Below are 20,952 nucleotides of genomic sequence, written 5' to 3' on the forward strand. Positions count from 1 at the left end.
CGGACGCAGATAGAAGATCGTCGCGAAGAAGAACACGACGCTCAGCACCACCTCGACCCAGGCGAGCGATCGCGACAGGCCCGCATCTGACGTCGCCCGCACGATGCCTTCGGTAAAGAACAGCAGGATGAACATCGACGCCCATTGCATCGTGTAGCGGTTCCTGCGCAGCACGCCCGGCAGCGGCCACGCCAGCAGCAGCGCCTTGAGCGCGAGCCATGAGCCGCCCGGTCGCACTGGCGCCAGCCATAGCTCCCATGTCGCGCACAGCATGATCAGCGCGATCAGGCTGGCGGCACTCAGCAGATGCAGCGCGCGCGATTCAACGGCAGGAGTTTCGGCAGCGGTCATGCGGCAAGCTTGAGAGCAGTTTGCGCAAGGCGCCGGCCCATCGCGGTGGCAAGCGTGCGCTCGGCCGTGGTGAGCGGCGCGGTGTCGCCACGATGCGCCACGTGCGACGGGCCATATGGCGTGCCGCCGGCTTCGGTGGAGAGCAGCTCGCTTTGCTGATACGGCAGGCCAAGCACAACCATGCCATGGTGCAGCAGCGGCAGCATCATTGAGAGCAGCGTGGTTTCCTGCCCGCCATGCATGCTGCCTGTGGAGGTGAAGACGCAGGCGGGCTTGCCGGCCAGCGCGCCCGCCAGCCATTGCGGCGTGGTGCCGTCCAGGAAGTACTTGAGCGGAGCGGCCATGTTGCCGAAGCGCGTGGGCGAGCCCAGTGCCAGGCCGACGCATTCTTCCAGGTCGCGCACTTCCACGTAGGGCGGGCCGCCATCGGGCACGTCGGGCTGCGTGGCTTCGCAGACGGTGGAGATGGCCGGTACGGTGCGCACGCGCGCCTGGGCGCCATCCACGCTTTCGATGCCTTGTGCAATGGCTTCGGCCAGCGCGCGTGTGCTGCCGTGACGGCTGTAGTACAGGACCAGGATATCTTTCATAAATAACAATGCGGCCGGACCGGCAATGACGTCGCGGTATTATAGTTGCGCCCCCATCTCCCGCATTTGCCTTATTCCGCCTCATTCTTCATGCTTTTTGATTCCCGAGTGCTTCGTCAATGGAATGCCGCCAAGCTGCGTGCGCTGGCGCGTTATGCGCTGCGCCGCGCGGGCGAAGACAGCCTGCCGCAGGTGGCCGGCAGCCTGACGTTCACGACGGTGCTTGCGCTGGTGCCGATCCTGACGGTGGCCTTCGCGCTGTTCACGGCGTTTCCGATGTTCAAGAGCTTTCGTGCGGACATCGAGAGCTACATGTTCAGCAACCTCGTGCCGGGCAATATCAGCCGGCCGATCCTCACGTATCTCAATCAGTTTTCGTCCAACGCCAAGGGGCTGACGGCGGCGGGTCTGATCGGCCTGGTCGTCACGTCGGTCATGACGATGCTCACCGTGGAAAACGCGCTCAACGCCATCTGGCGCGTGCGGCATCGGCGGCCGCTGGCGCAGCGGGTGCTGGTGTTCTGGGCGCTGGTGACCTTCGGCCCGGTGTTGATTGGCGCGAGTCTGTCGGTCAGCTCGTATCTGGTGTCGATCTCGGCGGGCTACGTGCACAAGTTGCCGTTCGGATTGGGCGTGATCGTGGGCGTGGTGCCGATCCTGTTGTCGGCGATTGCGTTTGCGATGCTCTATGTGTTTGTGCCAAACACCAACGTGGCGCGGCGCGATGCGTTCGTGGCAGGCCTCATCGCTGCGGTGGCGTTCGAAATTGCCAAGCGAGGCTTCGGCTCCTACGTTGCGCATATCCCCACGTACACGGCTGTCTATGGCGCGTTTGCCGCGCTCCCGATCTTCCTGACGTGGATCTACGTGAGCTGGCTGGTGACGCTGCTGGGCGCGACCATCGCGTCGACGCTGCCGATCATTCGCCAGGGCTATTGGCAGCGGCGCACGTTTCCGGGCAGCGAGTTCTTCGATGCGCTGGGTGTTCTGCTGCTGCTGTACCGTGCTCGTGAGCAGGCGCCGCGCACGGTGGCCGAGCTCGAAATCGGCCGGCGGTTGCAGCTCGAAGCCGATTACCTGGCCGATCTGCTCGCCAAGCTCAAGACGCTGCACCTGGTCGGCAAGCTGCAGCAGGATCGGAGCGTGGCGCACTGGGCGCTGCTGTGCGACGCGCATACGATGACGCTACGGCCGCTCTATGAAAAGCTTGTGCTGAGCTTGCCACGACTGCCACGCACCTCGCTCGCGCGGCATTTGGGCGATACGCACGCGTTGGCAAGCCAACTGCACAACGCGGCGCTCGACTGCACGCTGGAGAGCGTATTCGCTTCCGGAGAACGCGGCGTGGCCGCCGCTGCGCAGGCTGCAGCCGCGCCGGTGCCGGTAGCGGCCAGGGTCTGACGGTTTAGAACGGGATCTTCCCGGTCCAGATGTCGCGGTACATCACCCAGTCGCCCATCAGGCTGTAGATGGGGTGGCGGAAAGTGGCGGGCTTGTTCTTCTCGAACCCGAAGTGCCCGACCCACGCAAATGCGTAGCCGCTGACGGCCGCGCCGAGCAGCCACCACAGGCTGCCGGTGAAGATCAACTGGATCAGGCACACCAGCGCCACCGTCGAGCCTACGAAATGCAGGCGCCGGCAGGTGCGGTCCTGGTGCTCGCCCAGGTAGTACGGATAGAACTCGGCGAAGCTGTCGAAGGTGCGGGTGTCCGTGGTGGCCATGATCGTCTCCGAGGCGGGGCGCTACGCGCTCTGTGCCTTTGCGCGATCGCCTTCGCGTGCAAAGGCTATCAGTGCGTCGAGCGTGCCGTCCGGGCATTCTCCCATGATCGCGTGTCCGCCCGGCAAGCCGACGACCCGGCTTCCGGCCAGCCCGGCGGCCACCTGACGGCCTGCTTTGGCCGGGGTCATCTGGTCTTTCTCGCCGACGATGACGAGCGACGGACAGTTCACGGATGCCATGGCTTGCGCGCCGCGCGCATAGGCGTTGCAGGCGGAAAAGTCGGTATGGAAGACCGGTGCCTCCGTGCCGCGCGCCACATGTTCCATCAGCCGCTGGCTGCCGCCGTGCATCCAGAAGCCGGGCCCCGGTGCGGAGGGTTTGTTGGCCAGGCTGGAATGTGACCACGTGTTCACCATGTCGATGGCGCTCGCCGTGTTGTTGAGCGCTGCGTCGAGCAACGCATCCGACACCTTCATCGGCCAGGCTGTCGCCACCAGCGCGATGCGGCGCACGCGATCGGTGTAGCGCGAGGCGCACTCCAGCGCAATCAACGAGCCCATACTGTGGCCGACCACCATCGCAGGCTGCGTGACACCTGCCGCCTGCACCAGCGCCATGACCCAGTCCGCCATGGCTTCCACGGTTTGCAGCGGCGCGCCGGCACTGCGCCCGTGCGCGGGCAAATCCACTGCCAGCACGCTGAACCCGTGGTGTGCAAACCAGCGGGTTTGCAGGCTCCAAACCGAATGATCGTTCTGCGCACCGTGCACGAAGACGACACAGGGCAGCGCCGCATTGAACGGCTTGCCGCCGGTATAGGCGTAGGCGCGCTGGCCTTGTACGGTCAACTCCATCAGCGGGCTCCGGTTGCGTTGGGTGCGGTCTTGCCTGACGAGGCAGACATCGCGCGCTCGGCGGTCTTCAGGCCGCGTTTCAGATCGTCGATCAGGTCGTCGGTGTCTTCCAGGCCGATCGACAGGCGAATCGTGCCTTCGCTGATGCCGGCAGCGGCCAGCGCATCGGCATCCATGCGGAAGTGCGTGGTCGAGGCGGGATGGATGACCAGCGAGCGCGCATCGCCCACGTTGGCGAGGTGCGAGAACAGACCGAGTGATTCGATGAACTGCTGGCCGGCACGCCGGTCGCCGCGCAGGTCGAAGCTGAACACGGCGCCGCAGCCGCGCGGCAGCAGGCGCTTGGCCAGGGCGTGGTCCGGGTGCGATTCCAGTTCGGGGTAGGCCACCGAAGCCACCATCGGGTGGCTGGCCAGGAAGGAGACGATGCGGCGGGTGTTCTCCATATGACGGGCCATGCGCAGCGGCAGCGTTTCGATGCCCTGCAGCAATTGCCAGGCCGCCATCGGGTTCATGCACGCGCCAAAGTCGCGCAGGCCCTCACGGCGCGCGCGCAGCAGGAAGGGTGCGACGGTGCTTTCCTCAGCAAACACCATGTCGTGGAAGCCCGCGTAGGGTTCTGTCATCTCGGGGTGCTTGCCGGCGGCCACGTAGTCGAAGGTGCCGCCGTCGACCAGCACGCCGCCGATGGTCGTGCCATGCCCGCCCAGGAACTTGGTGGCCGAGTGATAGAGCAGATCGGCGCCGTGCGCGAACGGTTGCAGCAGCCACGGCGTGGTGAAGGTGGAATCGACCAGCAGCGGCACGCCCGCGTCATGCGCAATGGCGGCGATGGTCGGAATGTCCAGCACGTCCAGCCCCGGGTTGCCGAGCGTTTCGCCAAACAGCAACCGCGTATTCGGTCGGATAGCTGCGCGCCAGCCGTCGATGTCGCCGGGCTTGACGAAAGTGGTCTCGATGCCGAAGCGGCGCAGCGTGTAGTGCAGCAGGTTGTGCGAGCCGCCGTACAGCGCCGACGACGCAACGATGTGCGAGCCCGCGCCCATCAGCGTGACGATGGCCAGATGCAGCGCCGCCTGGCCCGAGGCCGTGGCAATGGCGCCCACGCCGTTTTCCAGCGCGGCCATGCGCTCTTCGAATACGGCGACTGTCGGATTGGAGATGCGCGAGTAGACGTGGCCCGCGCGTTCCATATTGAACAATGACGCCGCATGTTCGCTGTCGCGGAACACGAACGAGGTGGTCAGGTGGATGGGGGTGGCGCGCGCGCCGGTGGCCGGGTCGGGCGCGGCGCCGGCGTGCAGGGCCAGCGTGTCGAAGCGGGCTTTGGACATGGATTCAAGCACCGAATGAGGGTGAAGACGGCGCATGCTAGCACTGCTCCCTGTTGCAGTGCATTCCGGGCAAACGCCGAGCGGACGCGGTTTTTGAGAGGTTTTTCTGCGCCGCGAGCTTGTCGAAGCCCTCGGGTTTGGGCTAGGATCGAAACACAAACATAACCACAACCCGCGCGCGGTCGCCCCCCCGGCAGACCGGCACCCCGAACCTGGGAGACGCAATATGAAAGTCAGCGACATCCTTCACGTGAAGGGCAACACGCTCTACACCGTGGCTCCTGAAACCAAGCTCCAGGTGGCCGTGCAGACGATGGCGCAATACGACATCGGTTCGCTCGTGGTGATGGAGTACGGCGAACTGGTCGGCATGCTGACCTTCCGCGAGATCATCAAGGTCCTCGCCGAGAAAAACGGCACGGTGGGTGAGGGCACGACCATCCGCAAGGTGATGGATGACCATCCGCTCACCTGCACGCTCGAAACCGAAGTCAACGAAGTGCGCCGCATGATGCTGGAGCGCCACGCGCGCTACCTGCCGGTGCTCGACAACCGCACCCTGATGGGCGTGATTTCCTTCTACGATGTTGCCAGGGCGGTGTTCGAAGAGCAGAACTTCGAGAACAAGATGCTCAAGGCGTACATCCGCGACTGGCCGAAGGAAGAAGCCAACGAAGACTGATCGGTCTCTCGTTTTTACCGCAAGCCCCAAAAACCCGCCGCTGTTGCGAGCGGGTTTTTTGTTGAACCCAGACACTCTCGCCGATGAGCCAATCGAGCCAGTTCTCCCTGCTGAAGCAGCGCCGCTTTGCGCCGTTTTTCTGGACCCAGTTCCTGGGCGCCATGAACGACAACGTGTTCAAGGTGGCGTTTTCCTCGCTGGTCACGTACCACGCCGCGCTGTTCGGCAATGCGGACCCGGCTTCGGCGGCGTTCCTGATCTCGGCCATCTTCATTGCGCCTTTCGTTCTGCTGTCGGCGACCAGTGGGCAGATTGCCGACCGCATGGACAAGGCGCGTCTCATCCGCCTGGTCAAGACGCTGGAGATCGCCATCATGGCGATCGGATGCGCGGGTTTTGCGCTGCGTCACGTCGAACTGCTGTACCTGTGCACGTTCCTGATGGGCGTGCATTCGACGCTGTTCGGGCCGGTCAAGTATGCGTATCTGCCGCAACATCTGCAGTCGTCGGAGCTGGTCGGGGGCAATGGGCTGGTGGAGATGGGGACTTTCGTCGCCATCCTGATCGGCACCATCGGCGGCGGCGAACTCGCCAACCTGACGCGCAATGGCGAGCTGATCGGGCCTACGCTGACCGGCGTTGCCTGCCTGGTCATTGCGGCGACCGGCTGGCTGACGGCGCGCGGCGTGCCGGTGTCGCCGGCCTCGCAGCCGGATCTGCGCATCAACTGGAACCCCGTCTCCGAGACCTGGCGCAACCTGAAGCTGGCGAGCAACCAGCGCGCCGTGTTCCTGAGCCTGCTTGGCATCTCGTGGCTGTGGTTCGTGGGCGCGACGTTCCTGACGTCATTCTTTGCTTTTGCACGCAACGTGCTTGGTGGCGATCAGAACGTCGTGACGCTGCTGCTGGCGGTGTTCTCCATCGGCATCGGGCTGGGCTCGGTGCTGTGCGAGAAGCTCTCGGGCCGCACGGTGGAGATTGGTCTGGTGCCGTTCGGCTCGATCGGCATGACGGTGTTTGCGGTAGACCTGTACCTTGCCTCGCATGCGGAAGCGCTGGTTGCGCACGATGTGCTGACGGGCGTGTCGGGCTTCCTGCAGAATCATCGCCACTGGCGCGTGCTGGCCGATCTGTTCCTGCTGGCGATGTTCGGCGGTTTCTACAGCGTGCCGCTCTATGCGCTGATCCAGAGCCGCTGCGAGCCGACGCACCGCGCGCGCATCATCGCCGCCAACAATATCCTCAACGCACTGTTCATGATCGCCTCGGCCGTGCTCGCGATGGTGCTTACGCGCGCCGGTTTTACGATCCCGCAGTTGTTCCTCGTTACCGGCATTCTCAATGCGGTGGTGGCGATCCACATCTACACGCTGGTGCCCGAATTCCTGATCCGCTTCGTGATGTGGTTGCTGATCCACACCGTCTATCGCGTGAAGGTGGAGGGCTCGGAGCGCATCCCGGATGAAGGCCCGTGCCTGCTGGTCTGCAACCACGTGAGTTTTGTCGATGCGGTAGTGGTGGGCGCCTTCGTGCGCCGGCCGGTGCGTTTCGTGATGGACCACCGCATCTTCAAGGTGCCGCTGTTGTCGTGGTTCTTCCGCACCGTCAAGGCGATTCCGATTGCGCCATTGCATGAAGACCCCGAGATGCTTAAGCGCGCCTATGATGCGGTTGCTGCGGCGCTGGCCGGGGGGGAGGTGGTCTGCATCTTCCCCGAAGGCAAGATCACAGCCACGGGCGAGATGAATCCATTCAAGGAAGGCGTGCGCCGCATTATCGAGCGCACCCCCGTGCCGGTGGTGCCAATGGCCCTGCGCGGCCTGTGGGGTAGCTTTTTCTCCCGCCACGGCGGGACGGCGATGACGCGCCCGTTCCGCCGGGGCTTCCTCAACAAGCTTGAGCTGTGCATCGGTACGCCGGTGGCGCCGCAGTCGGTGTCTCCGGAAGGGCTTCAGGCCGCCGTGCTGGCGCTGCGCGGTGAGTGGCGTTAGCCAAAGCGCAATGACGCGATTGGATACACTGCTGGCTCCTCTAACTTCTTTCGTTCTCTGTCCATGAAACGCCTTTCTTTGTTGCTGTGCGCTTCGTCACTTGCTATTGCCGCAACCACCGCGCAGGCCGCATCGCCCGCGTCGAGTGAAACCTTGCCTTCCGGCGTGATCGTCCAAACGCTGGCCAAGGGCGCCGGTACGTCTCCCAAAGCTGGCGATACGGTCAAGGTGCACTATCGTGGCACGCTGACGGATGGCACCGAGTTCGATAGCTCCTACAAGCGCGGCCAGCCGATTTCGTTCCCGCTGAACCGCGTGATTCCGTGCTGGACCGAAGGTGTGCAGAAGATGAAGGTGGGTGGTAAGGCCAAGCTGACTTGCCCGGCAGCCACGGCCTACGGCGAGCGCGGCGTGCCCGGCACGATTCCGCCCAATTCCACGCTGAACTTCGAGGTCGAGCTGCTTGGCATCGGCGGCTGATTGATCGGCTTTACAATAGCGGTTTCCCGATGTTTTGCGCCGCAACTGTTGCGGCGCTCTCCTGCGCACAATCGCGAGCACGACCATGTCTGGCAATACCCTGGGCCTGCTGTTTTCCGTCACCACCTTCGGCGAGTCGCATGGCCCGGCCATCGGCGCAGTCATCGACGGCTGCCCGCCGGGCATGACGCTGTCGGCTGAAGATATTCAGCCCGACCTGGACCGCCGTAAGCCGGGCACTTCGCGCCACGTCACGCAGCGCAAGGAAGAAGACCTCGTCGAGATCCTTTCCGGCGTGTACGAGGGCAAGACCACCGGCACGCCCATCTGCCTGCTGATCCGCAACACCGATCAGCGCAGCAAGGACTACAGCAACATCGCCGAGACCTTCCGCCCCGGCCACGCCGATTACACCTACTGGCACAAATACGGCGTTCGGGACCCGCGCGGTGGCGGCCGTTCTTCGGCTCGGCTGACGGCGCCGGTGGTAGCAGCCGGCGCAGTGGCCAAGAAGTGGCTGCGTGAGAAGTTTGGCGTAGAGATTCACGGCTTCATGTCGCAACTCGGCGATATTCACATCCCGTTCATGGACTGGAACGAGGTGCCGAACAACCCGTTCTTCGCGCCGAACGCCGAAATCATTCCCGAGCTGGAAACCTACATGGACGCGCTGCGCCGCGATGGCGACTCCGTCGGCGCGCGCATCGAGGTGGTGACCACCGGTGTGCCGGTCGGCTGGGGCGAGCCGCTGTTCGACCGCCTGGACGCCGACATCGCCCACGCCATGATGGGCCTGAACGCGGTGAAGGGTGTGGAGATCGGTGCCGGCTTCCACGCCGTGGCCCAGCGCGGCTCCGAGCACGGCGATGAACTGACGCCGGAAGGCTTTGTCGGCAACAACGCGGGCGGCATCCTGGGTGGGATTTCGACTGGGCAGGATATCTCCGTGTCGCTGGCGATCAAGCCGACGTCGAGCATCCGCACCCCGCGCCGTTCGATCGACAAGGCGGGCGATCCGGCCGTGGTAGAAACGTTCGGCCGGCATGACCCGTGCGTTGGCATCCGCGCAACGCCGATCGCTGAGGCGCTGCTGGCGCTGGTGCTGATTGACCACGCGCTGCGCCATCGCGCGCAATGTGGCGATGTGTCGGTGGAAACGCCGGCCATTGCGGCCAAGGCGTCGTAATCCGGTTCACGCAGGCAACAAAAAAGCGCGTCATCGAACGCGCTTTTTTTTGTTGGGCGTTGACCCAATGATTCCGATTACATGCCCACGTAGTTCGGGCCGCCGCCGCCTTCAGGCGTGACCCACACGATGTTCTGCGTCGGGTCCTTGATGTCGCAGGTCTTGCAGTGCACACAGTTCTGCGCGTTGATCTGCAGACGCTCGGCGCCTTCGTCGCTCTTGACGAACTCATAGACGCCGGCCGGGCAGTAACGTTGCTCGGGGCCTGCGAATTGCGCCAGGTTGATGCGCGTCGGGACGGTCGGGTCCTTCAGCGTCAAGTGAGCGGGCTGATTCTCTTCATGATTGGTGTTCGAGAGGAACACCGACGAGAGTCGGTCGAACGTAATCTTGCCGTCTGGCTTCGGATAGGCAATCTGCGCGCACTCGGACGCCGGCTTGAGCGACTGGTTGTCCGACTTCGTGCCATGCAGCGTCCAGGGCGGGTTGCTGACGCCGATCTTGGGCAGCAGCCATTGCTCGATGCCGGTCATGATTTTGCCCAGCGTCGGGCTCTTCTTGAACCACAGCTTGAAGTTACGCGACTGGTCCAGCTCTTCCTTCAGCCAGCTCTGCTCGAACGCAGCCGGGTAGGCGGACAGCTCATCAGCCGAGCGGCCGCCCGTCACGGCCTCAAACACGGCTTCGCCGCACATCATGCCGCTCTTGATGGCTGCATGGCTGCCCTTGATGCGCGCGGCATTCAGGTAACCAGCATCGCAGCCGACCAGCGCGCCGCCCGGGAACACCGTCTTGGGTAGCGCTTGCGGCGTACCGTTGTTTATCGCGCGCGCGCCGTAGCCGATGCGCTTGCCGCCTTCGATATGCGCGCGGATGGCCGGGTGAGCCTTCCAGCGCTGCATTTCTTCGAATGGACTCAGCCACGGGTTCTTGTAATCGAGGCCGATCACGAAGCCGAGCGTGACCTTGTTGTCTTCCAGGTGGTACAGGAAGCCGCCGCCGAAGGTGTCGTCTTCCATTGGCCAACCGGCGGTGTGGACCACCAGGCCGGGCTTAGCCTTGGTCGGATCGATTTCCCACAATTCCTTGATGCCGATGGCGAAGGTCTGCGGGTCTTTGCCGGCGTTGAGCTTGTATTTGTCGAGCAGTTGGCGGCCCAGGTGGCCGCGCGCGCCTTCGGCGAAGATGGTGTATTTGCCGAGCAGCTCCATGCCGAGCTGGAAGGCTTCGGTCGGCTCGCCATCCTTGCCGATGCCCATGTTGCCGGTGGCGACACCGCGCACGGCACCCTTGTCGTCGTACAGGACTTCGGCGGCGGCAAAGCCCGGGAAAATCTCCACGCCCAGTGCTTCGGCCTGCGTGGCCATCCACTTGACCACGTTCGACAGAGAGACGACGTAGCAGCCATGGTTGTGGAAATTGCGCGGTACCAGCCAGTCAGGCGTGCGCTTGGAGCCGGTTTCGCTCAGGAAGAGCACGTCGTCGCCCGTGACGGCTTGGTTGAGCGGGGCGCCGTCGGCCTTCCAGTTGGGCAGCAGTTCATTGATCGCACGCGGATCCATCACGGCGCCCGAGAGGATGTGTGCGCCAGGCTCGGAGCCTTTTTCCAGCACGACAACCGACACGTCCTTGCCGGTCTCGGCGGCCCGTTGCTTGATGCGGATCGCAGTCGCAAGACCGGCGGGGCCACCGCCGACGATCACGACGTCATACTCCATGGACTCGCGCGGGCCGAATTGTTCGAGGAGCTGCTGCTGGTTCATAAGTGTCTCTTCGCTTGTAGGGCGTTTGCTTATTGGTATGACGGATTGCTGCATTAGAATTTCCCGCATTGTCGGGGACGCGCCCGGATGCGGCAAGCGAAATTTCTGAACGATCGTTCGATTTTTTGCTAAGCTGCGCCCGCGCCACATGTCGGGGCAGCCCTCGACCGGTCCGGCACACGCCAAACCAACACACGGGGAACACGCATCATGGGTCTGTCGATCAATCTGGAAGGCAAGGTTGCGCTCATCACGGGCGCATCCAGCGGCCTGGGGGCGCGCTTTGGGCATACGCTGGCGGCGGCCGGTGCCAAGGTCGTGCTGGCCTCGCGCCGCGTCGAACGCTTGAAGGAACTGCGCGCCGACATCGAATCGAAGGGCGGCAGCGCCCACGTCGTGCGTCTGGACGTGACGGATCCAGATAGCATCCGTGCCGCCATTGCCCACGCCGAAACCGAAGCCGGCACCATCGACATCCTGGTCAACAACTCGGGTGTTTCCACTACGCAACGCATGGTGGACGTGACGCCGGATGATTTCGATTTCATCTTCGACACCAACACCCGCGGCGCGTTTTTCGTGGCACAGGAAACGGCCAAGCGCATGATTGCGCGCGCCAAGGGCGCCGAGAAGAACGGCTCGCCGCTGCCGCAGTCGCGCATCATCAACATTGCATCGGTGGCCGGGCTGAAGGTGCTGTCCCAGATCGGCGTCTATTGCATGAGCAAGGCTGCCGTGGTGCACATGACGCGCGCCATGGCGCTGGAGTGGGGGCGCCACGGCATCAACACGAACGCCATCTGCCCCGGCTACATCGACACCGAGATCAATCACCACCACTGGGAAACCGAAGCCGGCCAGAAGCTCGTGCAGATGCTGCCGCGCAAGCGTGTCGGCAAGCCAGAAGACCTCGATGGGCTGATCCTGCTGCTGGCGTCGGACCAGTCGGACTTCATCAACGGCGCCGTCATCAACGCTGACGACGGGATGGTTTAAGGCGCAGGCTTTGCCTAGTGCCCCATCAGCCGCTGCACGAGCTCGACCGACGTGTTGGCGGCGTACTTCTTCATCAGACGCGCGCGGTAGATTTCGACCGTGCGCGGGCTGATCTCCAACTGTTTGCCGATCTGCTTGCTGGTCTTGCCTTCCACCAATTGCGCGGCGATATCGCGCTCGCGTGGCGTGAGTGCCGCAGTGACCGGCCGGCGCGCTGAAAGATCCTCGAACGTCCAGATGCCTTCGCCCAGCGGTTTGGCGCGGTCCAGCGCGCGACCCGTGACGTGGCACCAGAAGAGTTCACCATTTGCGCGCTTCATGATGCGCTCGTCGGAGTAGCTGCCGCGCGCGTTCATGATGGGCACGATGCGTGCGCCGGTGCGTTCGTACTCGTCATGTGTCGGATAGAGCAGCTCAAACGATTGCCCGATCATCGTTACGCGCGCGTGGCCGAAGATGCGCGCGGCTTCGTCGTTGACGTCGAGCATCACCCGCTCGCGCGACATCACCATGCCAACCGGGGCGAGCTGGAACGCGGTCTGATAATCGAGTGCGGGCATGGCGGCTTGTGATTAGGCTTGGGCCTTATGTAGTCGTACGTATTGCTGCGTTGCGTGACGCTTGCGTATTCTCGCCAGATTGTATCGTTACTATTTTCCGGCGCTGCATCGCACAAACCCCAACTGTGTGATCGGTCAAAACCCTGCCGGATACGTTGGACCACCAAGGAAGGAGCACGCATGAACAAAATCTTCGCCAGCGCCGGCGAGGCGCTCGCGGGCGTCGTCAAGGACGGCCAGACCATCGCCGTAGGCGGTTTCGGCCTGTGCGGCATTCCGGAGGCGCTGATCGGCGCGCTGCGCGATTCGGGCGCCAAGAATCTCACTTGCATTTCCAACAACGCGGGCGTGGACGGTTTCGGCCTGGGCCTGCTGCTGGAAACTCGCCAGATCAAGAAAATGATTTCGTCCTACGTGGGCGAGAACAAGGAGTTCGAGCGCCAGTACCTGGCCGGCGAACTTGAACTGGAATTTACCCCGCAAGGCACGCTGGCCGAGAAGCTGCGCGCTGGCGGCGCCGGTATTCCGGCGTTCTTCACCAAGACCGGTGTCGGCACCATCGTGGCCGAAGGCAAGGAGCTGCGCGAGTTCGACGGCGAAACGTACGTCATGGAGCGCGCGCTGCTGCCTGACGTGTCGCTGGTCAAAGCTCAGGTGGCCGACAAGTCCGGCAACCTGCGCTTCAACCTGACCGCACGTAACTTCAACCCCGCCGCCGCGACGGCCGGCAAGATCTGCATCGTCGAGGTCGAGAAGATCGTTGAGGTGGGTGAGCTTGCGCCGGACGACATTCACCTGCCCGGCATCTATGTGCATCGCATCGTGCTCAACGCCGCGCCCGAGAAGCGCATCGAAAAGCGCACCATCCGCGCAGCCAATTAAGGAGACCGATATGCCCTGGACCCAAGATCAAATGGCGGCACGTGCTGCCCAGGAGCTGCAAGACGGCTTCTACGTCAACCTCGGCATCGGCATCCCGACGCTAGTGGCCAACCACACCGGCGACAAGGAAGTCTGGCTGCAGAGCGAAAACGGCATGCTCGGCATCGGCCCGTTCCCCACGGAAGACGAAGTGGACGCCGACCTCATCAACGCCGGCAAGCAGACCGTGACCACGCTGCCGGGCAGCGCCATCTTCGGCAGCGACCAAAGCTTTGCGATGATTCGCGGCGGCAAGATCAACCTGTCGATTCTCGGCGCCATGCAAGTCAGCGAGACTGGCGATCTGGCCAACTGGATGATTCCGGGCAAGATGGTCAAGGGCATGGGCGGCGCGATGGACCTGGTTGCGGGCGTCAAGCGCGTGATCGTGCTGATGGAGCACGTCGCCAAGAAGAAGGACGGTACCGAAGATCTGAAGATCCTGCCCAAGTGCACGCTGCCGCTGACGGGGGTGGGCGTGGTCGATCGCATCATTACCGACCTGGGCGTGATCGACGTGACCGAACAAGGTCTGAAACTGGTCGAAACCGCGCCGGGTGTGTCGCGCGAAGAGATCCAAGCCAAGACCGGCGTCAACCTGCTGTAATCTGGAGACCTGCATGCTGCAAGGAAAAACCGCCCTCGTTACGGGCTCGACCAGCGGGATCGGTCTGGGCATTGCCTGCGCGCTGGCCGCGCAGGGCGCCAACATCATCATGAACGGCTTCGGCGATGTGGAAGCGCCCAAGGCCCAGATCGCGGCGGCGGGCAAGAACGCCATCCGCGTCGGTTACCACGGCGCCGACATGAGCAAGTCGGCCGAGATCGAAGCGATGTTCGCGTACGCCAATACAGAATTCGGCGGCGTGGACATCCTCGTCAACAATGCCGGCATCCAATTCGTGGCCAACGTGGAGGACTTCCCGGTCGAGCGCTGGGACGCCATCATCGCCATCAACCTGACCTCGGCCTTTCACACCACGCGCTTGGCCATCCCCGGCATGAAGCAAAAGAACTGGGGCCGTATCATCAACGTCGCGTCGGCGCATGGGCTGGTGGCGTCGGCGCAGAAGTCGGCGTACGTGGCAGCCAAGCACGGCATCGTCGGTTTCACCAAGTCGGTGGCGCTGGAGACGGCGCAAACCGGTATCACGTCCAACGCGATCTGTCCGGGCTGGGTGCTGACGCCGCTGGTGCAGAAGCAGATCGACGCCCGTGCGGAGAAGGAAGGGATTTCCGCGTTGGAGGCCAAGAAGGAACTGCTGATGGAGAAGCAGCCTTCCGGCGAGTTCGTCACCCCAGATCAACTCGGCGCGCTGGCAGTCTTCCTGTGCAGCGATGCGGCCGAGCAGGTGCGCGGCGTTGCCTGGAACATGGATGGCGGCTGGGTCGCTCAGTAATCGCTTCGCGGCCAACGAAAAAGCCTCGCAACTGCGAGGCTTTTTTTTGGCGATGGGCTGCTGCCTGCTGCATCGCCGCATCCAGTCTGGGCCGGCGTACAATCAGGCTTCGTTTCTTCCGGTTGTTCAAGTGTAGGAGTCGTTCATGCCTGTTTCGCCGCGCCTCGCTTTCGTGCAGTGCCTGAGCCCGTCCGGTCTGCATCGGATGGCCTATCACGAGTGGGGCGATCCGCAGAATCCGCGTGTGCTGGTCTGCGTGCATGGTCTTACGCGCACCGGCCGCGACTTCGACGTGCTGGCGCAGGCGTTGTGCAACGACTATCGTGTGATCTGCCCCGATGTGGTCGGCCGCGGCCGCTCGGATTGGCTGGCCGATCCGAAGGGCTATGTCATTCCGCAATATGTGTCCGACATGGTCACGCTGCTCGCGCGGCTGAACGTGGAGTCGGTGGACTGGTTCGGCACGTCGATGGGCGGGCTGATCGGCATGAGTCTCGCCGGCCTGCCGAAGTCTCCGATCCGCAAGCTGTTGATCAACGACGTGGGGCCGCGCGTGACGGAGTCGTCGCTGGCGCGCATTGGCGATTATCTCGGGCTGGATGTCCGCTTCAAGACCTTCGATGAAGGTCTGGCGTACCTCAAGACGATCAGCGCCTCGTTCGGACCTCACACGCCGGAGCAATGGCGGGAGCTGAATACCGCGATCCTGAAGCCGCAGGGCGGCGAGTGGATTCTGCACTACGACCCGCGCCTGGCCCAGCCGTTCAAGAGCACCACGCCCGAAATGATCGCTGCCGGCGAAGCTACGCTCTGGAAGCTGTTCGAGGCGATTCCCGGCGAGGTGCTGATCGTGCGCGGCGCGCAGTCCGATCTGCTCACGCGCGAAACCGTCGAAGCCATGATGCAGCGCGGCCAGCATGTGAACACGGTGGCGATCCCCGACGTGGGCCACGCGCCGACCTTCGTCCAGCCGGACCAGGTGGCGATTGCCCGCAAGTTCTTTCTCGGTCAATGACCGTTTGTTTGATCCGATTCGATTTGCAAGATGAGCACTGAACTGAAGCGTTACAACGTCGAACATCGCTATTCCGATGCGGCCGTCTACAACGGCGTCGTCTACGTGGCCGGCCAGGTGCCGGAGACCACGCTGGACGCCGGCATCGCTGAGCAGACGGCAGAAGTGCTCGCCATCGTCGACCGCGTGCTGGCCGTCAACGGCAGCGACAAGACGCGCATCCTGATGTGCCAGATATTCCTGAAAGACATCACTGAGATCGGCGAGATGAACAAGGTGTGGGACCAGTGGGTCGCCGCCGAGTCAAAGAACTCGCCGCCGCGTGCCACGGTGGAGGCCGCGCTGGCCAACCCGAAGTACCGCATCGAAATCGTCGTGACGGCGGCACAGAAGAGCTGACGCCGTCGCGTCACCGCAGGACGCATCATGGAGAACAAGACCGGCCGGCCGGCCGAGGGGGCCGGGAAGGTGGCAGAGCAGGGCGCCAATGGCGCGCAGGGCGAGGTCGCTCGGGCGATCGAATACCTCGCAGCCAATGCCGGCGACAACCTCACGCTGACCGGCGAGTCGCTGGAGTCGCACGCGCGCGGCACGATCGCCATCCTGGAGGGGCTGCGCGTCGATACGCCGTCGCTGCAGGCGGCGGCGCTGTTTCTGCTGCCCACGCTGGCGATGGACAACGAAAAGGCGCTCGAACCTGCGTTCGGCGCCGAGGTGGTGAAGCTTGTGCACGAAGTGCGGCAATTGCTGCGCATCGGTGCCATCGCTGGCCTCGTTAGCCCGACGGATGCCAGCATCACGCGCAAGAACGAGGCTGAGGCACGCCGCGCCCAGGTCGAGGCGTTACGCAAGATGCTGCTGGCGTTTGCGCAGGACATTCGCGTGGTGCTCATTCGGCTAGCGTCGCGGCTGCAATCGCTGCGCTGGCTCGCGCAGACCAAGCGCACGGCGCCCGAAGGCATGGCGCGCGAGACGCTCGACATCTACGCGCCGCTGGCCAACCGCCTGGGCATCTGGCAATTGAAGTGGGAGCTTGAAGATCTCGGCTTCCGCTTTGAAGACGCCGACACCTACAAGCGCATCGCTCGCCTGCTCGATGAAAAGCGCATCGAGCGCGAAAAGTTTATCGGCGAGGCGATCGTCAAGCTGCAGAAGACACTGCACGATGCCGGCATCCAGGCCGAGGTGACAGGCCGGCCCAAGCACATCTACAGCATCTGGAAAAAGATGCGCGGCAAGGAGCTCGACTTTGCCGATCTGTACGACGTGCGCGCCTTCCGCGTCATCGTCGATGACATCAAGGATTGCTACACCGTGCTCGGCTTCGTGCACCATATGTGGCAGCCGATTCCGAAGGAGTTCGACGACTACATCTCGCGCCCGAAAGCTAACGGCTACATGTCGCTGCACACGGTGGTGATCGGTGACGACGGCCGCGCGCTGGAGGTGCAGATCCGCACGCGCGAGATGCACCACTTTGCCGAGTATGGCGTGGCCGCGCACTGGCGCTACAAGGAGGCCGGCAGCAAGGGCTACGCCGGGCAGTTTTCAGCCAGCGAGCGTTACGACGAGAAGATCGCCTGGCTGCGTCAGCTCCTCGCCTGGAAGGACGACGCCGAGCACATCGTCGCGCACGAGGATTCGCCGTGGGAGCAGCTCAAGCACACCGAGCTGGACGATCACATCTATGTGCTGACACCGCAGGCGCGTGTCATCGCCTTGCCGCAGGGTGCCACGCCGGTCGACTTCGCGTATTACCTGCATAGCGATCTCGGCCATCGTTGCCGGGGTGCGCGGGTCGATGGCGCGATGGCGCCGCTGAACACGTCGCTCAAGAACGGGCAGACGGTCGAGATCGTCACCGTCAAGCAGGGCGGGCCGTCGCGCGACTGGCTCAACCCTGAGTTGCACTATCTCGTCAGCCAGCGCGCTCGCGCCAAGGTGCGGGCGTGGTTCAACGCGCTGGAACTGGAGGAGACGCTTGCCCAGGGTCGTGCTCTTATCGACAAGACCCTGCAGCGCGAAGGCAAGACGGCCGTCAATCTGGAAGAGCTGGCCGCCAAGCTCGGCTACAAGGCGCCGGAGGATCTGTATGCCGTCGTCGCCAAGGACGAGCTCAGCCTGCGTCGCGTCGAGGCTGTGCTGCGATCCGACGGCGCACCTCCGCCTGCTCCTGTCGATGACGAAGCTGCGATCACCAAGAAGAGCCGGGCCACCAGCGTGGCCCGTGGTGCCAAGAGCGGGGTGCTGGTGGTCGGCGTCGATTCGCTGCTCACGCAGATGTCGCGTTGCTGCAAGCCGGCGCCACCGGACCCGATTGTCGGCTTTGTCACGCGCGGACGCGGCGTGTCGATCCATCGTCAGAACTGTGCGACGTTCCAGCAGTTGGCCGCCCGCGCGCCCGGCCGTGTGATCCAGACGGAGTGGGGCCAGCGCAGCGATTCGGTCTATCCGGTCGACATCCACGTCGAAGCGCTGGACCGCCAGGGCCTGCTGCGCGATATCTCGGAAATCCTCTCGCGCGAGAAGATCAACGTGACCGGCGTGCGTACGCTATCGAGCAAGGGCGTCGCCAAGATGCAGTTCACGGCCGAGGTGGCGGAGGCCACACAATTGCAACGTGCGCTGACATTGATTGAAGAGGTGACAGGGGTATTGACAGCGCGGCGAAAGTGACGGTATAGTTTCGTCTTTCGGCAGGCTCGTAGCTCAGCTGGTTAGAGCACCACCTTGACATGGTGGGGGTCGTTGGTTCGAGTCCAATCGAGCCTACCAACGCATTTAGCAGGACGCGTCGGGTAGGGTGTCCAAGCCGTCATCCTTGCAATCTCGGGTTTGTCCCGTGCAAACTGCATACAAAGGCAAAACATGATCCAGGTGCCGCGAACTACAACCGCTTCGGAGCGACAGTAGTCAAGGTGCGGCGGGTGATGTTCCTGCCCTTTGCGGTCTGCCCAAGCGGTAGTCAGCGCAAATGAAAACGCGGCCTTGGCCGCGTTTTTTTTCGTCCGCGATTTCGTGTCATGCGTGGCGATCGAGCTGGCAGTGCTCCGAAGCATCTGATTTGGGATTCAACTCGACAACCTGCCACGCCAGCCCAATCCGGCCGACGCGGTGCACGACAGAATGATGACCGCCGCGTGCGCGACAATCGCGCGACGGCGACTCCACAGGAGCAAGCATGATCGCAATCACGTTGCCGGACGGTTCCCGGCGTGAGTTTCCTGGCCCGGTGACGGTGGCTGAAGTGGCGCAGAGCATTGGCGCCGGTCTGGCCAAGGCTGCGCTGGCCGGTCGCGTGGACGGCCGGATGGTCGACACGAGCTATACGATCGATCGTGACGCCAAGCTCGCCATCATCACGGACAAGGATGCCGATGGCGTCGACGTGATCCGCCACTCGACGGCCCACTTGCTGGCCTACGCCGTCAAGGAACTGTATCCGGAAGCGCAAGTCACGATCGGCCCGGTCATCGAGAACGGCTTCTACTACGATTTCGCCTACAAGCGTCCCTTCACGCCCGAAGACCTTGCTGCCATCGAGAAGAAGATGGCTGAACTCGCCAAGAAGGACGAGAAGGTCATGCGCGAAGTCTGGAATCGCGACGAAGCCGTCAAGCTGTTCGAGGGCATGGGTGAGAAGTACAAGGCTGAGATCATTGCTTCCATTCCGGAGGACCAGGAGATTGGTCTGTACCGCGAAGGCAACTTTGTCGACTTGTGTCGTGGCCCGCACGTGCCGTCAACGGGCAAGCTGAAGGTTTTCAAGCTGATGAAGGTGGCGGGCGCCTACTGGCGTGGTGACCACAACAACGAGATGCTCCAGCGCATCTACGGTACGGCCTGGGCCAAGAAGGAAGACCAGGAAGCCTATCTGCACATGCTGGAGGAGGCCGAAAAGCGCGACCACCGCAAGCTTGGTCGCGAGCTCGATCTGTTCCATATCGACGAGTATTCGCCCGGCACGGTGTTCTGGCATCCCAAAGGCTGGACGCTGTGGCAGGAGATCGAGCAGTACATGCGCCGCGTGTATCGTGAGAACGGCTACCAGGAAGTGAAGGGGCCGCAGATTCTCGACAAGTCGCTGTGGGAGAAGACCGGCCACTGGGACAAGTACCGCGAAAACATGTTCATCACGGAGTCGGAGAAGCGCGAATACGCGCTCAAGCCGATGAATTGCCCAGGCCACATCCTCATCTACAAGCAGGGCATCAAGAGCTACCGTGACCTCCCGCTGCGCTTCGGTGAGTTCGGTGCTTGCCATCGCAACGAGCCTTCGGGCGGCCTGCACGGCATCATGCGGGTGCGCGGTTTCACGCAGGACGATGGTCATATCTTTTGTACAGAAGAGATGATTCAGGCCGAGGTGACGGCGTTCACGACGCTGCTGCAGAAGGTCTACAAGGATTTCGGCTTTACCGAGATTCTCTACAAGCTGTCCACGCGTCCGGACAAGCGCATTGGTACCGAAGAAAGTTGGGATCGCGCTGAAGCTGCACTGGCTGAGGGCTTGCGCGCCTCGGGCTGCGAGTTCGAGTATCTGCCGGGCGAGGGCGCGTTCTATGGTCCGAAGATCGAATATGTGCTGAAAGACGCGCTCGGGCGCCAATGGCAGTGCGGCACGATCCAGGTCGACCCGAATCTGCCGGAGCGGCTGGACGCCGAGTACGTCGGTGAGGATGGCGCCCGCCATCGACCCATCATGCTGCACCGCGCCATCGTGGGCAGCTTGGAGCGCTTTATCGGCATCCTGATCGAGCAACATGCTGGAGCGCTGCCGACGTGGCTATCGCCGGTGCAGGTTGCGGTGCTCAGCATCACCGATTCGCACGCCGAATACGCACAATCCGTTGTGCAATCCCTGCAAAAACAAGGATTTAGGGCGGTCGTCGATTTGCGGAATGAGAAGATTGGGTATAAAATCCGCGAGCATTCCGTGCAGAAGGTCCCATACCAGGTTGTGGTTGGCGACAAGGAGCGGGATGAAAATCAGGTGGCCGTGCGTGCCCGTGGCAACGTCGATCTAGGCTCCATGCCGGTGTCGGCGTTCGTTGAGCGACTGCAGAACGATCTCGCCAACAAGTCATGAGCTGGGCACGGCCTGT

Annotated in this window: 19 protein-coding genes, 1 tRNA gene and 1 pseudogene; 14 read left to right on the plus strand and 7 right to left on the minus strand. The window is 63.2% G+C overall.

All coding sequences use genetic code 11. The annotated features are described in order from the left end of the window. Nucleotides 1-60: 60 nt before the first annotated feature. Both B4F51_RS01505 and wrbA read right to left on the minus strand, forming a co-directional pair. Nucleotides 61-351 (minus strand): annotated as a pseudogene (locus tag B4F51_RS01505) (DUF2069 domain-containing protein); the annotation flags it as partial. After that, nucleotides 348-941, minus strand: a complete 594-nt coding sequence (gene wrbA / locus B4F51_RS01510) for an NAD(P)H:quinone oxidoreductase (RefSeq protein ID WP_296223323.1) — start codon at nucleotides 939-941, stop codon at nucleotides 348-350. The gene wrbA and the pseudogene B4F51_RS01505, both read right to left, overlap by 4 nt. Before the next feature lie 90 nt (nucleotides 942-1,031). On the opposite strand from wrbA, the gene B4F51_RS01515 reads away from it, so the two are divergent. Then, nucleotides 1,032-2,342, plus strand: coding sequence for a YihY family inner membrane protein (locus B4F51_RS01515; RefSeq protein ID WP_296223324.1), 1,311 nt, complete (start codon nucleotides 1,032-1,034; stop codon nucleotides 2,340-2,342). A 4-nt stretch (nucleotides 2,343-2,346) separates the two neighbouring features. On the opposite strand, the gene B4F51_RS01520 is transcribed toward B4F51_RS01515, so the two are convergent. From B4F51_RS01520 to B4F51_RS01530, 3 genes are read right to left on the minus strand one after another with little or no spacing between them, the layout of a single operon-like run. Then, complete coding sequence (locus B4F51_RS01520) at nucleotides 2,347-2,664, minus strand: Mpo1-like protein (protein ID WP_296223325.1); 318 nt, start codon at nucleotides 2,662-2,664, stop codon at nucleotides 2,347-2,349. Nucleotides 2,665-2,685: 21 nt separating this feature from the next. Next, nucleotides 2,686-3,519: an alpha/beta fold hydrolase gene (locus B4F51_RS01525; RefSeq protein WP_296223326.1), complete on the minus strand. Its 834-nt coding sequence runs from the start codon at nucleotides 3,517-3,519 to the stop codon at nucleotides 2,686-2,688. Next, nucleotides 3,519-4,853 (minus strand): O-acetylhomoserine aminocarboxypropyltransferase, encoded by a 1,335-nt coding sequence (locus tag B4F51_RS01530; RefSeq protein ID WP_296223327.1) that lies wholly within the window; start codon nucleotides 4,851-4,853, stop codon nucleotides 3,519-3,521. The genes B4F51_RS01525 and B4F51_RS01530 overlap by 1 nt, the downstream gene beginning before the upstream one ends. A 226-nt stretch (nucleotides 4,854-5,079) precedes the next feature. Between B4F51_RS01530 and B4F51_RS01535 the strand changes: the two genes are divergently transcribed. The 4 genes from B4F51_RS01535 to aroC all read left to right on the plus strand — a co-directional run bounded on the left by B4F51_RS01535 (nucleotide 5,080) and on the right by aroC (nucleotide 9,192). After that, nucleotides 5,080-5,535 carry a CBS domain-containing protein gene (locus tag B4F51_RS01535; RefSeq protein WP_296223328.1) on the plus strand — a complete coding sequence of 152 codons (456 nt, stop codon included), beginning with the start codon at nucleotides 5,080-5,082 and terminating at the stop codon, nucleotides 5,533-5,535. Between the two features lie 83 nt (nucleotides 5,536-5,618). Then, nucleotides 5,619-7,526, plus strand: a complete 1,908-nt coding sequence (locus B4F51_RS01540) for an MFS transporter (RefSeq protein WP_296223329.1) — start codon at nucleotides 5,619-5,621, stop codon at nucleotides 7,524-7,526. A gap of 63 nt (nucleotides 7,527-7,589) precedes the next feature. Beyond that, nucleotides 7,590-8,006: an FKBP-type peptidyl-prolyl cis-trans isomerase gene (locus B4F51_RS01545; protein WP_296223330.1), complete on the plus strand. Its 417-nt coding sequence runs from the start codon at nucleotides 7,590-7,592 to the stop codon at nucleotides 8,004-8,006. Between the two features lie 85 nt (nucleotides 8,007-8,091). Next, nucleotides 8,092-9,192, plus strand: coding sequence for a chorismate synthase (gene aroC / locus B4F51_RS01550; protein WP_296223331.1), 1,101 nt, complete (start codon nucleotides 8,092-8,094; stop codon nucleotides 9,190-9,192). 77 nt (nucleotides 9,193-9,269) lie between these two features. Here aroC and B4F51_RS01555 read toward each other — a convergent pair whose 3' ends face one another. Continuing rightward, on the minus strand, nucleotides 9,270-10,955 hold the full coding sequence (locus B4F51_RS01555) for an electron transfer flavoprotein-ubiquinone oxidoreductase (RefSeq protein ID WP_296223332.1): 1,686 nt from the start codon (nucleotides 10,953-10,955) through the stop codon (nucleotides 9,270-9,272). Between the two features lie 210 nt (nucleotides 10,956-11,165). Between B4F51_RS01555 and B4F51_RS01560 the strand changes: the two genes are divergently transcribed. Beyond that, nucleotides 11,166-11,951 (plus strand): SDR family oxidoreductase, encoded by a 786-nt coding sequence (locus tag B4F51_RS01560; RefSeq protein ID WP_296223333.1) that lies wholly within the window; start codon nucleotides 11,166-11,168, stop codon nucleotides 11,949-11,951. A gap of 14 nt (nucleotides 11,952-11,965) precedes the next feature. Here the strand turns inward: B4F51_RS01560 and B4F51_RS01565 are convergent, their stop codons facing one another. After that, nucleotides 11,966-12,511, minus strand: a complete 546-nt coding sequence (locus B4F51_RS01565; protein ID WP_296223334.1) for a LuxR C-terminal-related transcriptional regulator — start codon at nucleotides 12,509-12,511, stop codon at nucleotides 11,966-11,968. Between the two features lie 180 nt (nucleotides 12,512-12,691). On the opposite strand from B4F51_RS01565, the gene B4F51_RS01570 reads away from it, so the two are divergent. The 8 genes from B4F51_RS01570 to thrS all read left to right on the plus strand — a co-directional run bounded on the left by B4F51_RS01570 (nucleotide 12,692) and on the right by thrS (nucleotide 20,936). Then, nucleotides 12,692-13,393, plus strand: coding sequence for a CoA transferase subunit A (locus tag B4F51_RS01570; RefSeq protein WP_296223335.1), 702 nt, complete (start codon nucleotides 12,692-12,694; stop codon nucleotides 13,391-13,393). 10 nt (nucleotides 13,394-13,403) lie between these two features. Then, the gene (locus B4F51_RS01575; RefSeq protein WP_296223336.1) at nucleotides 13,404-14,039 is read left to right on the plus strand and encodes a 3-oxoacid CoA-transferase subunit B; all 636 of its coding nucleotides are present in this window, start codon (nucleotides 13,404-13,406) and stop codon (nucleotides 14,037-14,039) included. Between the two features lie 13 nt (nucleotides 14,040-14,052). Continuing rightward, nucleotides 14,053-14,832, plus strand: coding sequence for a 3-hydroxybutyrate dehydrogenase (locus B4F51_RS01580; RefSeq protein WP_296223337.1), 780 nt, complete (start codon nucleotides 14,053-14,055; stop codon nucleotides 14,830-14,832). Nucleotides 14,833-14,977: 145 nt separating this feature from the next. After that, the gene (locus B4F51_RS01585) at nucleotides 14,978-15,847 is read left to right on the plus strand and encodes an alpha/beta fold hydrolase (protein WP_296223338.1); all 870 of its coding nucleotides are present in this window, start codon (nucleotides 14,978-14,980) and stop codon (nucleotides 15,845-15,847) included. 30 nt (nucleotides 15,848-15,877) lie between these two features. Continuing rightward, the gene (locus B4F51_RS01590; RefSeq protein ID WP_296223339.1) at nucleotides 15,878-16,246 is read left to right on the plus strand and encodes a RidA family protein; all 369 of its coding nucleotides are present in this window, start codon (nucleotides 15,878-15,880) and stop codon (nucleotides 16,244-16,246) included. Nucleotides 16,247-16,273: 27 nt separating this feature from the next. After that, nucleotides 16,274-18,523 (plus strand): RelA/SpoT family protein, encoded by a 2,250-nt coding sequence (locus tag B4F51_RS01595; protein ID WP_296223340.1) that lies wholly within the window; start codon nucleotides 16,274-16,276, stop codon nucleotides 18,521-18,523. 22 nt (nucleotides 18,524-18,545) lie between these two features. Then, a tRNA-Val gene (locus B4F51_RS01600) sits at nucleotides 18,546-18,622 on the plus strand. A gap of 406 nt (nucleotides 18,623-19,028) precedes the next feature. After that, on the plus strand, nucleotides 19,029-20,936 hold the full coding sequence (gene thrS, locus B4F51_RS01605; protein WP_296223341.1) for a threonine--tRNA ligase: 1,908 nt from the start codon (nucleotides 19,029-19,031) through the stop codon (nucleotides 20,934-20,936). The last annotated feature ends 16 nt before the right edge of the window (nucleotides 20,937-20,952 follow it).

It is taken from the genome of Ralstonia sp. UBA689, assembly GCF_002298975.1.
Lineage (GTDB): Bacteria > Pseudomonadota > Gammaproteobacteria > Burkholderiales > Burkholderiaceae > Ralstonia.

Excerpts from the sequence above, each read along its gene's own strand:
- B4F51_RS01530 (WP_296223327.1), bottom strand. The coding sequence starts at position 4,853 with ATGTCCAAAGCCCGCTTCGACACGCTGGCCCTGCACGCCGGCGCCGCG.
- aroC (WP_296223331.1), top strand. The coding sequence starts at position 8,092 with ATGTCTGGCAATACCCTGGGCCTGCTGTTTTCCGTCACCACCTTCGGC.
- B4F51_RS01545 (WP_296223330.1), top strand. The coding sequence starts at position 7,590 with ATGAAACGCCTTTCTTTGTTGCTGTGCGCTTCGTCACTTGCTATTGCC.
- B4F51_RS01560 (WP_296223333.1), top strand. The coding sequence starts at position 11,166 with ATGGGTCTGTCGATCAATCTGGAAGGCAAGGTTGCGCTCATCACGGGC.
- B4F51_RS01540 (WP_296223329.1), top strand. The coding sequence starts at position 5,619 with ATGAGCCAATCGAGCCAGTTCTCCCTGCTGAAGCAGCGCCGCTTTGCG.
- wrbA (WP_296223323.1), bottom strand. The coding sequence starts at position 941 with ATGAAAGATATCCTGGTCCTGTACTACAGCCGTCACGGCAGCACACGC.
- B4F51_RS01590 (WP_296223339.1), top strand. The coding sequence starts at position 15,878 with ATGAGCACTGAACTGAAGCGTTACAACGTCGAACATCGCTATTCCGAT.
- B4F51_RS01535 (WP_296223328.1), top strand. The coding sequence starts at position 5,080 with ATGAAAGTCAGCGACATCCTTCACGTGAAGGGCAACACGCTCTACACC.
- B4F51_RS01525 (WP_296223326.1), bottom strand. The coding sequence starts at position 3,519 with ATGGAGTTGACCGTACAAGGCCAGCGCGCCTACGCCTATACCGGCGGC.
- thrS (WP_296223341.1), top strand. The coding sequence starts at position 19,029 with ATGATCGCAATCACGTTGCCGGACGGTTCCCGGCGTGAGTTTCCTGGC.
- B4F51_RS01565 (WP_296223334.1), bottom strand. The coding sequence starts at position 12,511 with ATGCCCGCACTCGATTATCAGACCGCGTTCCAGCTCGCCCCGGTTGGC.
- B4F51_RS01580 (WP_296223337.1), top strand. The coding sequence starts at position 14,053 with ATGCTGCAAGGAAAAACCGCCCTCGTTACGGGCTCGACCAGCGGGATC.
- B4F51_RS01595 (WP_296223340.1), top strand. The coding sequence starts at position 16,274 with ATGGAGAACAAGACCGGCCGGCCGGCCGAGGGGGCCGGGAAGGTGGCA.
- B4F51_RS01555 (WP_296223332.1), bottom strand. The coding sequence starts at position 10,955 with ATGAACCAGCAGCAGCTCCTCGAACAATTCGGCCCGCGCGAGTCCATG.
- B4F51_RS01585 (WP_296223338.1), top strand. The coding sequence starts at position 14,978 with ATGCCTGTTTCGCCGCGCCTCGCTTTCGTGCAGTGCCTGAGCCCGTCC.
- B4F51_RS01575 (WP_296223336.1), top strand. The coding sequence starts at position 13,404 with ATGCCCTGGACCCAAGATCAAATGGCGGCACGTGCTGCCCAGGAGCTG.
- B4F51_RS01515 (WP_296223324.1), top strand. The coding sequence starts at position 1,032 with ATGCTTTTTGATTCCCGAGTGCTTCGTCAATGGAATGCCGCCAAGCTG.
- B4F51_RS01520 (WP_296223325.1), bottom strand. The coding sequence starts at position 2,664 with ATGGCCACCACGGACACCCGCACCTTCGACAGCTTCGCCGAGTTCTAT.
- B4F51_RS01570 (WP_296223335.1), top strand. The coding sequence starts at position 12,692 with ATGAACAAAATCTTCGCCAGCGCCGGCGAGGCGCTCGCGGGCGTCGTC.